The organism is Microtetraspora niveoalba (assembly GCF_001570405.1).
GTDB classification, from domain to species: Bacteria; Actinomycetota; Actinomycetes; order Streptosporangiales; family Streptosporangiaceae; genus Microtetraspora; species Microtetraspora niveoalba.
In genome coordinates this window covers 118,789-130,579 of the sequence record NZ_BBYM01000026.1, presented here as the reverse complement: position 1 = coordinate 130,579, position 11,791 = coordinate 118,789, and the positions used below count along the sequence as shown (strand labels likewise).

General features: G+C 73.5%; 11 protein-coding genes. 8 read left to right on the top strand and 3 right to left on the bottom strand.

Translation table 11 applies throughout. The features are described 5' to 3' along the window. Nucleotides 1–601: 601 nt before the first annotated feature. Nucleotides 602–1,423: an SDR family NAD(P)-dependent oxidoreductase gene (locus tag AWQ70_RS25365; RefSeq protein ID WP_067180724.1), complete on the bottom strand. Its 822-nt coding sequence runs from the start codon at nt 1,421–1,423 to the stop codon at nt 602–604. 392 nt (nt 1,424–1,815) lie between these two features. Then, a complete protein-coding gene (locus tag AWQ70_RS25360; RefSeq protein WP_218004651.1) occupies nt 1,816–2,712 on the bottom strand; it encodes an SDR family NAD(P)-dependent oxidoreductase in 897 nt (298 codons plus the stop codon). Nucleotides 2,713–2,931: 219 nt separating this feature from the next. Here AWQ70_RS25360 and AWQ70_RS25355 point away from each other — a divergent pair, with 219 nt between their 5' ends. From AWQ70_RS25355 to AWQ70_RS25320, 8 genes are all read left to right on the top strand, one after another. Then, nucleotides 2,932–3,852 carry a VOC family protein gene (locus AWQ70_RS25355; protein WP_067180658.1) on the top strand — a complete coding sequence of 307 codons (921 nt, stop codon included), beginning with the start codon at nt 2,932–2,934 and terminating at the stop codon, nt 3,850–3,852. A gap of 11 nt (nt 3,853–3,863) precedes the next feature. Next, nucleotides 3,864–5,417, top strand: a complete 1,554-nt coding sequence (locus AWQ70_RS25350) for an FAD-dependent oxidoreductase (RefSeq protein ID WP_084517788.1) — start codon at nt 3,864–3,866, stop codon at nt 5,415–5,417. Further along, nucleotides 5,414–6,181 (top strand): SDR family NAD(P)-dependent oxidoreductase, encoded by a 768-nt coding sequence (locus AWQ70_RS25345; RefSeq protein WP_067180655.1) that lies wholly within the window; start codon nt 5,414–5,416, stop codon nt 6,179–6,181. Before AWQ70_RS25350 ends, AWQ70_RS25345 begins: the two co-directional genes overlap by 4 nt. Before the next feature lie 40 nt (nt 6,182–6,221). Continuing rightward, nucleotides 6,222–6,719, top strand: a complete 498-nt coding sequence (locus tag AWQ70_RS25340; RefSeq protein ID WP_067180718.1) for a nuclear transport factor 2 family protein — start codon at nt 6,222–6,224, stop codon at nt 6,717–6,719. A 1-nt stretch (nt 6,720) separates the two neighbouring features. Beyond that, on the top strand, nt 6,721–7,602 hold the full coding sequence (locus AWQ70_RS25335; RefSeq protein ID WP_218004650.1) for an SDR family NAD(P)-dependent oxidoreductase: 882 nt from the start codon (nt 6,721–6,723) through the stop codon (nt 7,600–7,602). A gap of 392 nt (nt 7,603–7,994) precedes the next feature. After that, nucleotides 7,995–8,552 carry an RNA polymerase sigma factor gene (locus AWQ70_RS25330; RefSeq protein ID WP_067180651.1) on the top strand — a complete coding sequence of 186 codons (558 nt, stop codon included), beginning with the start codon at nt 7,995–7,997 and terminating at the stop codon, nt 8,550–8,552. Beyond that, the gene (locus AWQ70_RS25325) at nt 8,549–9,382 is read left to right on the top strand and encodes a hypothetical protein (protein ID WP_067180648.1); all 834 of its coding nucleotides are present in this window, start codon (nt 8,549–8,551) and stop codon (nt 9,380–9,382) included. The genes AWQ70_RS25330 and AWQ70_RS25325 overlap by 4 nt, the downstream gene beginning before the upstream one ends. 177 nt (nt 9,383–9,559) lie before the next feature. Next, on the top strand, nt 9,560–11,068 hold the full coding sequence (locus AWQ70_RS25320) for a hypothetical protein (protein WP_245647142.1): 1,509 nt from the start codon (nt 9,560–9,562) through the stop codon (nt 11,066–11,068). Here AWQ70_RS25320 and AWQ70_RS25315 read toward each other — a convergent pair. Further along, complete coding sequence (locus AWQ70_RS25315) at nt 11,050–11,778, bottom strand: AAA family ATPase (RefSeq protein ID WP_067180645.1); 729 nt, start codon at nt 11,776–11,778, stop codon at nt 11,050–11,052. The two genes, AWQ70_RS25320 and AWQ70_RS25315, sit on opposite strands and share 19 nt — an antisense overlap. Nucleotides 11,779–11,791: the final 13 nt, after the last annotated feature.

Here is an 11,791-nt window from a genome sequence, read left to right as displayed (position 1 = left end):
AGGCCTCCGCCGGTCCGGGCCTGCCCGTGCATGATGGCGGGCGGGGTCTGGCAGTGTGCCTGGCCTCCACGGTCGCGGGCCTACCTGCCCGTGCGGGCGGGGGCGGGCGGGGTCTGGCAGTGTGCCCGGCCTCCACGGTCGCGGGCCTACCTGCCCGTGCGGGCGGGGGCGGGCGGGGTCTGGCAGTGTGCCTGGCCTCCACGGTCCGGACCTACCTGCCCGTGCGGGCGGGGGCGGGCGGGGGTTGGTCTGGGCAGTGCGTGGGCGGGGCGCGGGCTGGCAGTGTGTCCGGCCTCCACGGTCCGGCCCCTCGCGTGCGCCCATATTGCGCACGCCGGGCCTTCGCGCCCTGGGGACTTCGCGTGCCACTCATGCTCCGCGTCTCGGACCGCCACGATTTGGACCCCCGGGCGTTGGGACTCCAGGCCCTGGGATTCCGTGCGTCGGATCTCCGCGTGCTCATACTCCGCGCGCCGCCGCAACTCCGCGCGCGCCGGAACTCGGAGCTGAAATCCCCCTTGAGGGGCTCTGGTCGGAGGAGGTGCGAGGGATGGAGGCGCGAGGAGAGGGGTGGGGGCACGACGAGGGATGGGCGAGGGTGTCAGGAGGCGTCGAGATCCGGCAGCCAGACCACGCCGTTGATGTGGGAGCCGCCGTCCACGAACAACGTGTTCCCGGTGAGATAGCGGGCGTCCTCGCTCGACAGGAACAGCACGACAGGGGCGATGTCCTCCTCCGGGTCGCCGATGCGGCCCATCGGGTTGCTCCGGTCCGCGGCAGTGGACAGCTCGGGGTTGGCGGCCATCCTCCGCCGGAATGCCGCGCTCTTGGCTCCGGGGCAGACGGCGTTGACGACGACGCCCGTCGGCGCCCACTCGCGCGCCGCCGTACGGGTGAGGGCGCGCAGCGCCTCCTTGGCCGAGTTGTACTCCAGGGTGCCCATGTGGGCGTTCACCCCGTTGAGGGAGCACATGTTGACCACCCGGCCCCAGCCCTGCGCCTTCATGTGCGGGAAGGCCGCCCGCATCGCCCAGTACGGGCCGTAGTAGCCCATGGCGAACCCGCGGTCGAGCTGTTCGTCGGTCTTGTTCTCCACTCGGCCGACGGCGCCTGTGCTTCCCCACGCGTTGTTGACCAGGATGTCGATCCGGCCCCACGTCTCGACGGCGGTGGCGACCATGTTCTCGACCTGCCGCCGGTCGGTGACGTCCGTCCGCACGAAACGCGCGTCGGCGCCGAACTCCTCGGCCAGCTCCCGGACGGTCGCCTCGCCGGACTCCCCGTCGATCTCGGCGACGAGGACCTTGGCGCCCTCGGCCGCGAACCTGCGGGCCACACCCTTGCCGATGCCGTCGCCCGCGCCGGTGACGACCGCCACCCGTCCGGCGATCCTGCCGTACGCCTCAGCCCTGCCCTGTGCCATGGTCATCCCTGTCTGTGAGTGGTTGTGTCCTGCCTGGTGTAGTACGAGGAGTACGCGGTGCCGCAGGAGTAGCAAGTGCCGCAGGAGTAGCACTGCGCGGGAGTAGCACCTGCCGCAGGAGTAGCACCTGCCGCAGGAGTAGCGGTGCTGCATGAGTGGTGCTGCACGAGTAGCGGTGCCGCACGACCGGCACCGCGTCGGACGAGTGACCCGATGCCGGACGAGTGATGCGATACCGAATGAGTGACTCGATGCCGGACGAGTAGTGACGAGTTGCGGGGTGGCCTCCACCGGGAGCGGGGTCAGATGCCGAGGGACGCGATCAGCTTGGGCTGCCGGGAGCGGGGTCAGATGCCGAGGGACGCGATCAGCTTGGGCTGCCGGGAGCGGGGTCAGATGCCGAGGGACGCGACCAGCTTGGGCGTCCAGATCACCTTGCCGAGGAACCGATCCGCGTCGGGGGAGGTGACCAGCCAGACCACGGCCCTGCCCGGGGCGTCCTCGGGTGTGGGGTCGAACCCGCGCTCGGCAATGGAGCCGGTGCCGCCGCGCGCGGCTCCCGCGTCCGTGACCACGAAGCCGGGGTCGAGGTTGAACGCGCGGACGCCCCGATCGAGGTACTCGGCGTTGATCGCGCCGGCGAGGCGGCCGAAAGCGGCCTTGGACGCGGCGTAGGCGACACCCCAGCCGCCTTCGCCCGGCGGCGCGGGCGGGTCGGCCGTGGCCGAGCCGGAGCACATGTTGACGATCGTGCCGCCGCCGCGCGCGACCATGCCGGGGATCACCTCCTGCAGCAGCGCGATCTGGTTGAGATAGTTGCCGGACATCGTCCGGGCCGCCACGTCCAGGTCGAGGTCGAGGAAGCGGTCGTGGTTGCCCGCGATGTGCGCGACAGCGTTGTTGACGAGCACGTCGACCCGCCCGAACTCGCGCCGTACCGTTGCGGCGGCCTCGCGTACGCTCTCGCGGTCGAGGAGGTCCATCGGCACGGGGAGCGCCCGCACGCCGAGCGCCTCGATCCGCTCCCGCGTCGTGCGCAGGCTGCCCGGCACCGGGATGCCCGCCCGCGCGTCGCCGCTGTAGCGGGGCGGGATCGCCCCCTGGCCCTCCTCGACGGTACGGGCGGTGAAGGCGACGTCGTACCCGGCGCGGGCCAGGGCGAGGGCGGTCTCGCGGCCGATGCCCCGGCTCGCGCCGGTGACCAGCGCTGTCGGGCGCCCCTCCGGGGGCGCCGTCTCCGGGGCCGCTGTCTCCGGGGTTACTGCCGCCGACGCCGACGGGGCGGGCACGTGGTCCAAGGCTCCGGTTCTTCCGCTCGGGGGTGGGTTCTCCCGCATGGTGGGGGCCTGCGCGACGGGTCGGTGGCGTGGATCTCACTGAGCGGGAGGCCGGGGGCTTCGGCGCGGCGGCTCTGTCACCTTTGTGGGCAGAGAAGACCGCCCCGCCCGGGGCGAGAGGACCGGAGGGTTTCACGCCCGCCGGGGCACCGGCAGATGGGATTGAGAACAGTGACGCAGATCCGAGGGCTGGGCTATCTCAAGGTCCAGACGCGGGACATCAGGCGCTGGCGTGAGCTGGTGATCGACGGCCTCGGTTTCGCCGAGGGGAGCGGGCCCGACCCCGACGGCCTGTACCTGCGGATGGACGAGCGCCAGGCGCGGCTGATCGTGCTGCCCGGCGACTCCGACCGGGTGCTCGCCGTCGGCTGGGAGGTGCGCGACCAGTTCGCGCTCGCCGCCGTCGGTCGCGCGGTCGAGGCCGCGGGGTTCGCCGTCAAGGTGCTGTCGGAGGCGGAGGCCGTCGAGCGGTCCGCCGAGCAGGTCATCGCGTTCGAGGACCCGGCGGGGACACCGGTCGAGGTCTTCTTCGGCCCCGTGCTCGACCACAGCCCGGTGCTCACCGGCATGGGCCAGCGGTTCGTCACCGGCCCGCAGGGGATGGGCCACGTGGTCCTGCCCACCACGGCCATGCAGGAGACCGTCTCCTTCTACACGGAGGTGCTCGGCTTCCTCCCCCGCGGCGCCATGAAGGTCGGCGGCGGTCAGGGCGGCGTGCCCGTGATGCGCATCCGCTTCATGGGCGTCAACCAGCGCCATCACAGCCTCGCCGTCTGCCCCGCGCCGCACGGGGAGGAGCCCGGCCTGGTGCACCTCATGGTCGAGGTCGACACCCTCGACGCGGTCGGCATGGCGCTGGACAAGGTTCGCAAGCTGGGCTTCTCCATCTCCTCCACCCTGGGCCGGCACACGAACGACAAGATGGTGTCGTTCTACGTCCGCGCTCCCGGAGGCTGGGACATCGAGTACGGCTGCGAGGGCATGCTCGTCGACGAGACGTACTACACCGCCGAGGAGATCACCGCCGACAGCTACTGGGGCCACGACTGGTCGGGCTCCGAGCCGCTCGCCGCGTTCATCCCGCGTTCCTGAGAGGCGGACCCGTGAGTTCCCTCCCCTCGGTCGAACCGGTCCCGGCGGCCTCCGTCGACCGGTTCGACCATGAATGCGATGTGCTCGTCGTCGGGCTCGGCTGCGCCGGGGCCTCCGCCGCCTTCGAGGCGGCGACGGCGGGCGCCGACGTCCTCGTGCTGGAGCGCGCGAGCGGGCCGGGCGGCTCGTCCGCGCTCTCCGGCGGAGAGCTGTACCTGGGTGGCGGAACGAGCGTGCAGAAGGCGTGCGGCTTCGAGGACGACGCGGACAACATGTTCGCCTACCTCGCGGCGGCCCTCGGCCCGCACGCCGACGAGGAGAAACTGCGGCTGTACTGCGACGGCAGCGTCGAGCACTTCGAGTGGTTCCTCGCCCGTGGTCTCACGTTCAACGAGTCGCTGTTCGACGCCCCGTCCTGGATGCCGCCGACGAAGGACGGGCTGATGTGGCTGGGCGAGAACGCCTGGCCGTACAACACGATCGCCCGGCCCGTGCCGCGCGGCCACCGCCCCGCGACGGAGAGCTTCGGCGGATGGCTGATCATGGAGAGGCTCGTCGAGGCGGCAAAGGCCGCGGGTGCCGCCTGCCACACCGACACCGTCGCGACCGCGCTCGTGCTCGACGACGAGGGGCGCGTGGTCGGCGTGGTCGCCCGCCGGTACGGCGAGGCCGTGACCTACCGGGCGCGTAAGGGCGTCATCCTCACGACCGGAGGGTTCGTCGACTCCGAGGAGATGCTCCGGCAGCACGCGCCGGCGCTTCTCGGGCACGGGAAGGTCAGCGACGGCCTCGACGACGGGAGCGGCATCCGGATGGCGGCCGCGATCGGCGCGGCCACCCGCCGCATGGCCGAGGTGGAGATCGCGCTCACCGCGCTGCCCGCCATGGTCACCCGGGGGATGCTCGTCAACGGGCTCGGGCAGCGGTTCATCAACGAGGACGTGTACCCGGGGCTGTTCAGCGTCGCGGCCGTCCTGCGCCAGCCGGGACCGTACTGGGCGATCATCGACGAGGAGGGGTACGAGGACATCCCCGCGCGCGACCTGTGGGGGGTGCGCCCCGAGATCGTCGCGGAGACCCTCGCCGAGTTGGAGGAGACGCTCGGGATGCCCGCCGGGGCGCTGGAGACCACGGTCGGGGTCTACAACCGGCACGCGGAACGGGGAGAGGACCCCTACTTCCACAAGGACGCGAAGTGGCTCCGGCCGCTGAAGCCGCCCTTCGCCGCGGTCGACCCGCGGCTCGGGTTCGCCGGCGGCGAGCGCGACAGCGCGGGCAAGGGCAGCGGCGCCGCGGGTTTCACCCTCGGCGGCCTGCACACCACGGTGGACGGCGCGGTCCTCGACCAGTCGGGCCGCCCGATCCCGGGGTTGTACGCGGCGGGCCGGGCCAGCTCCGGCATCCACGGCGAGGGCTACATCAGCGGCACCTCCCTCGGCGACGGCACGTTCTTCGGCCGCCGGGCCGGGCGCGCGGCGGCGGGAGAGACGGCGCAGGAGGCGGTGCCAGAGACGGTGCCAGGGACGGCGTCAGAGGCGGTGGGAGAGACGGTGGGAGAGGCGTGACGGGTCGTTTCGAGGGCCGGCGCGTGCTGCTGACCGGCGCGGGATCCGGCATCGGCCGGGCCACCGCCGTACGGCTGATCGCGGAGGGCGCCACGGTCTTCGGCGTGGACCGGGACGAGACCGGGCTCGCGGAGACCGGCCGGATCGCCGCGGAACCCGTCGCCGGCGGGGGCGGCCGGTGGATCGCCCACCGGGCGGACCTGTCCGGGGAGGAGGCCGCGGCGGGGGTCGCCGCGGCGGCCGTCGCCGAGCTCGGGCGGGTGGACGCCCTGCTGAACGTGGCGGGCGTGCTCAGGGTCACCCCGATGGAGTCGCTGCGGCTGGACGACTACCGCGACATCTTCGCGGTGAACCTGTTCGCGCCCGTCGTGCTCTGCCGGGAGGTGCTGCCGCACATCCCGGACGGCACGGGCGTCATCGTCAACGTGACCTCCACGGCGGCGACGAAGGCGCACCCGTGGATGACGGGCTACGCGGCGTCCAAAGGCGCGCTGCTGTCGTTCTCCATCAGCCTGGCGGCGGAGCTGGCGCCCCGCCGCATCCGCGTCGTGCCGGTCTCGCCCGGCGGCGTCGCCACCCCGCTGACGGCGGACAAGAGCACGTACGCGGGGATCGACACCTCCTGGTACGCCCGGACCTACCCCCTGTGGGGCGCGCCCGGCCGTCCCGAGGACATCGCCGGCACGATCGTCTTCGTCGCCTCGGACGACGGCGCCTATCTCAACGGAGTCGAGGTCCGCGTGGACGGAGGCTCCCACAGCTGACGGGAAGCCTGACGGGAAGCCTGACGGAAAGGCGGTGACCATGACGGAAAGCGGGCGGAGCCTGGAGGAGCGCGTCGCGGACCAGGAGCGGATCGCGGCGATCAAGGCGCTCAAGTACCGGTACTGGAGGGCCTGTGACGCCAAGGACGTCGAGGGGTTCCGCGACTCCTTCATCCGGCGGGGCGCGTCCATCCGGTTCGGGCGGATGGGGGACTACGACGACGCGGCGGGGCTGGTCGAGATCTTCGAGAAGGTCGCGCTCCGCAAGGTGGACGGCCGGTACGTGATCCTCGACATGCACCACGGCATCCACCCCGACATCACGCTGCTCTCCGAGACGGAGGCCGTCGGGCGGTGGACGCTGCGCTTCCGCCAGATCAACCTGATCGACAACACCGAGAGGCTCGGCGCGGTCGAGTACGACGACGCGTACGTCATCGAGGACGGGCGGTGGAAGAAGTCCAAGTGCCACGTGCGCGAGCTGTGGTCCGTCGTCCGGCCGCTCCCCGAGGGCGCCGTCGTCACGCAGGGGTTCTGACATGAGCGACGGCATGAGCGACGACGACATGCGTGCGGACGCGGCGGGCCGGGGCGCGGGCAAGGTCGCCGTCGTCACCGGCGCGAGCCGCGGCGTCGGCAAGGGCGTCGCCCTCGCCCTGGGCGAGGAGGGCTGGACGGTGTACCTCACCGGGCGCGGCCCGCTCGGCGAGAACACCCGCCTCCTGCGGGCGGCCGAGGAGGTGACGGCCCGGGGCGGCACGGGTGTCGCGGTGGAGTGCGACCACCGGGACGACGAGCAGATCGCGGCGGTCTTCGACCGGGTGGACGCCGAGCGGGGCCGGATCGACCTCCTCGTCAACAACGTGTGGGCCGGACCGAACTACGACAGGGCCGCCGAGCCGTACTGGCGCAGGCCGCTCGACGACTGGGACAGCCTCATCGGCGTGGGGTTGCGCGCCCACTTCGTGGCGAGCGTCGCCGCGACGGCCCGGATGGTCGAGCGGAACAGCGGGCTGATCGTGAACATCTCGTCCTTCGGCACCCGCCGCCACCTGCACTCCGTGCTGTACGGCATGTCCAAGGCGGCGCTCGACAAGATGACCGCCGACATGGCGGTGGAGCTGCGCGGCCACGACGTCACGGTCCTCTCGCTCTGGCTCGGCCTGGTCCAGACCGAGAGCGTGCTGGCGAAGGGGGTCGACACCATCGCCGGGTTCCCCATCGCGCTCGCGGAGACGCCCGAGTTCGAGGGCCGGGTGATCGCCGCGCTCGCCGCCGACCCGGAGGTGCGCGCCCGCAGCGGGCACACCCTCATCTCGGCGGAGACGGCCGTCGAGTACGGCGTGACCGAGCGGGACGGCCGGGTCCCGGGTTCCCACCGGGCCGCGTTCGGCGGCGGCCCGGTGTTCCCCGTTCCGTGACCGGCCCGTTGTTCGCCGTTCCGTGACCGGCCCGTTGTTCCCCGTTCCGTGACCGGTCCGGGGAGCGGCCCTCGTCCCCGTGCCAGGACGGCGGCCGGCGCGCGCCGCGCGAGCATCGCGGGCACCGCCGAGGTCAGGACGGCGTAGCGCCGGGCGTGCGCCCCGCCGTCCGATCCGGTTCTGAGGGTGGGAAGGCGGGCCGGTCCCGCTCCGGCCGGCCGCCTCCCGCCTCCCCGGCGACGAAGCCGGGCGGGACGAGCCGGGCAAGACGCGCCGGGACGCGAAATGCCAGGCAAGACGCGGAAGAACGCTCTTTCTCAGGATTGGGGTGGAACACTCGCCGTCATCCGGACACGTACCGGGTGGAGGAGGACCCGGCGAGAGGGAGCACAGTGGGCCACCCGGAGACGAGACAGCGCTTCGAGGAGATCTACCTGGCGTACTACGCCGACCTGCTCGCCTACATCCGGCGGCGCGTCGACTCGCACGAGGACGCCGCCGACGCGCTCGCCGAGACGTTCACCACCGCCTGGCGCCGCCTGCCGGACGTCCCGGACGGCCACGCCGCCCGGCTCTGGCTGTACGGCGTCGCCCGGCGCACGCTCGCCAACGGCCGCAGGACGGCGACGCGCAGGAGCGCCCTGGTCGAGCGGCTAAGCGCGCAACTCGCGGACTGGGCCGGGAGCGCGGACCCGCCTGACAACGATCTCGACGCGGTCCGGGCGGCCTACCGGCGGCTGCACGCGGACGACCGGGAGGTGCTCGCGCTGGTGAGCTGGGAGGGCCTGACCTCTGAGGAGGCCGCCACCGTCCTCGGCTGCTCGCCGGGCGCGGCCCGCTCGCGCCTGCACCGGGCGCGCAAGCGTCTGGCGCGCGAACTGTCCCGCGCGGGCGTCGACGTGGCGAGGTACGGCGTGCGCGCTCTCGCGCTGGCGGGGAGGAAGGCATGACCGACGCCCGGATCGACCGCCTCGTCGGGCGCATCGCCCCCGACCCGGGGCCGGGGATGACGCCGCTGGCCCGCGAGTTGCTCGACGAGATCACCTCGGCCCCTGCCGCCGCCGTCCGGCCGCGCGGGTGGCGTTCGTCCCTGACGTGGAGCCGCCGGGTGCGGCCCCGCGTGGCGGCGGCGGCCGGTGCGCTCGCCGCCCTGCTGGCCGTCACGGTGGGGCTCGGCTCCGCGCCCGCGTCCGCCGCGCTGGACATCGAGCGCGAGGGCGACCAGTTCGTGGTCACGGTCAAGGACCTGTTCGCCGAGCCCGAGATGTACCAGCGGGAACTGCGCGCCCGAGGGCTGAACATCGAGCTGCGGGTCATCCCGACGTCGGCGGGCACCGTGGGGCAACTGCTCGTCCTCGACGGGACGTCGGACGGGAGCGGTGTCAGCCGCATCCAGGGGCCGGGCGAGTGCCGCCGCTTCTTCGACCTCTGCGCGATCGGGCTGCGCATTCCGGTGAACTACCGGAAGCAGGTGATCGCCTACCTGGGGCGGCCGGCCCGCGCGGGGGAGCGCTACGGGGTGATGACCGCGATCGACTCGCCGGGGGAGCCGTTCCACTGCGTGGACTTCATCAACAAGACCGTCCGCGAGGTCGAGGTCATGCTCCGGGAGCGCGCCCTGAAGGGCAGGTTCACCGCGTACCAGGCGAAGTCGGTGCCCGGCGACTGGTACGTCTACGCGGGGACGATGACCGCTCCGGGCGAGGCGCTCATGGTCGCCAACCCCGTGCCCAACCCCTCGCCCCGGCCGATCGAGGCGTTCTGCCCGGACGGTCCCTGACCGCTCTCCCGCTTCGCTGACGGTCCCGGGCGGCCCTGACCGGTCCGCCGTGCGCCGACGGTTCCCGTTCCTCGCGGACGCCGCCAGGCCCAGGCCCCGGCCCCGGGCTGCCCCGCCCGGTCCGCCCGCTCCGCTTCCCGCCGGACGCCCGGACGCGCTCTCCGCGCCGCCGGCCACGTGATCACCCGCATCACCGCCCGCTCCGCCGCGCGGGCCTCCGGCCTGCGCGGATTCCCCTCGACGATCGGATTCGCCATGCCCACCGGACTCCACGTGCCCGTCCCCACCCGTGCCGCCGAGCGCCTGCGGACCCGGGCCGGCGGGCTGCTCGCGCGCCACCGGGCCGTCGCCGTCGTGCTCGCGTTCGCCGCCGCGCTCAGGGTCGTCACCATGCTCGGCTATCCGCCGGCGCGGCTGTACTGGTACGACTCCTTCACCTATCTGGACAACGCCGTCCACCTGCTGCCGTCCGCCACGTTCCACCCGATCGGCTACCCGCTGCTGCTGCGCGCCCTGCTGCCGTTCCACAGCGTGACCGTCGTGGTCGCCGTCCAGCACGCGATGGGCCTGGCCACCGGGCTGACCGTCTACGCGGTGGCGCGCCGACGCGGGCTGCCCTCGTGGGGAGCGGTGCTCGCCGCGGCGCCCGTCCTGTTCGACGCGTCGTTCCTCCGGCTTGAGCACGCGGTGTTGTCCGACACGCTGTTCACCCTGCTCGTCGTGTCCGCCGTCGCCGTGCTCACCTGGCGGGAGCGGCCGTCCACCCGCGCCGGGCTGGCGGCCGGCCTGCTGCTCGCGGGCGCCGCGCTCACCCGCACGATCGCGCTGCCGCTGCTCCTGCTCGTCCTGCTCGTGCTCGCGCTGCGCCGCGTGTCCTGGCGCGCGCTCGCCGCGCTGGCGCTCGCCGGGACGCTCCCGCTCGCCGGGTACGCCGCCTGGTACGGCGCCGTCCACGGGAAGGTCGCGCTGAGCGGCGCCGACGGGGTGGCACTGTGGGCGCGCACCATGACCTTCGCCGACTGCGCCGTCATCGCGCCGCCGCCGGAGCTGGCCCCGCTCTGCCCGAACGGCGCCGTCCAGGACGCCGCCTCGGAGTACGTGTGGGACGCCGAGGCGTCGATCAACCTGCTGCCCGGCGGCCGGTTCGCGCACAACGAGCGGGCCCGCGACTTCGCGCTGCGCGCCATCGCCGCCCAGCCGCTCGACTACCTCCGCGACGTCCTGGCGGACACCTCGATCGCGTTCCACTGGACCCCCGTGGCGCATCCGGCGCGGACGGTCCCGGCGTTCGGGTTCGCCCGGGGGATCTGGCCGCTGCCCGACCAGCCGCTCGTGGCCGAGGTCCGCGGGACGTACGCCTCCGACGTCGCCGCGATGCGCTCGGCCGGGCCGTGGGCCGACGTGCTCATCGCGTATCAGCGCCTCGCGTACCTGCGCGGACCCGTGCTCGCGGCGATCCTGCTGACGGGCGCGCTCGGCGCGGTCCTGCGGCCGGGGCGGGCGGCCCTGCCGTGGGCGGTCGCGATGGGACTGCTGGTCGGGCCGGTCGCCGTGCTCGACTTCGACCACCGCTACGTCCTGCCCGTCGTGCCCGTGGCCTGCCTCGCCGCCGCCCTCGCCGTACGGCGCTCCGGGGCCGGCGGCGGGGAGGGCGGCGGGGACCGGGCTCAGTCGGCGAGGACGTGACGGAGGTAGAAGTCCGGTTTGGCCAGGTAGCGGCGCCAGTGGTCCACGAGTTGCAGGCTCTCCCACTCGGCGGTGCGGATGCCCTCGTCGTCGAGCTCCAGGATCTGCGCCCCGGGGAGGCCGGCCAGGACCGGGGAGTGGGTGGCGCAGATGATCTGGCCGCCGTCCCGGGCCACCCGGTCCATCAGGCCGATCAGCCGCAGGCACGAGGTGAACGACAGCGCGGCCTCCGGCTCGTCCATCAGGTACAGCCCCGGCCCGGACACCATCCGGTCGAGCACGGTGAAGAAGCCCTCGCCGTGCGACTGCTCGGTGAGGTCGTCCTCCCAGAAGCCGTACCGGCCGGACACGTTCTGCCCGAGGTTGAACAGGGTCTCGGCGCGGAAGAAGAACGCGCGGCGCCGTAGCCGGGGGCCGTGCAGCAGCCGCAGCCCGGCGGCGGTCAGCTCGGCGTCGATGACCCGGCCGAGGGGCGTGGCGGGCCCCCTGCTGGCGTATTTCGTGCCCGCCTTGCCGCCCTGGGAGTTGATGCCGCACACATCGGCGACCGCCTCGACGATCGTGGACTTCCCCGAGCCGTTCTCGCCGACGAGGAACACCACGGGGGCGGTCAGCCGCACGCCGCGCCCGGCCAGGTGCCGTACGGCGGGAAGCGTGAACGGCCACTCGCCGGGCACCCGGCCGGGGACGCGCAGGCGGCTGAGCAGCACGGGAGACCTCCTC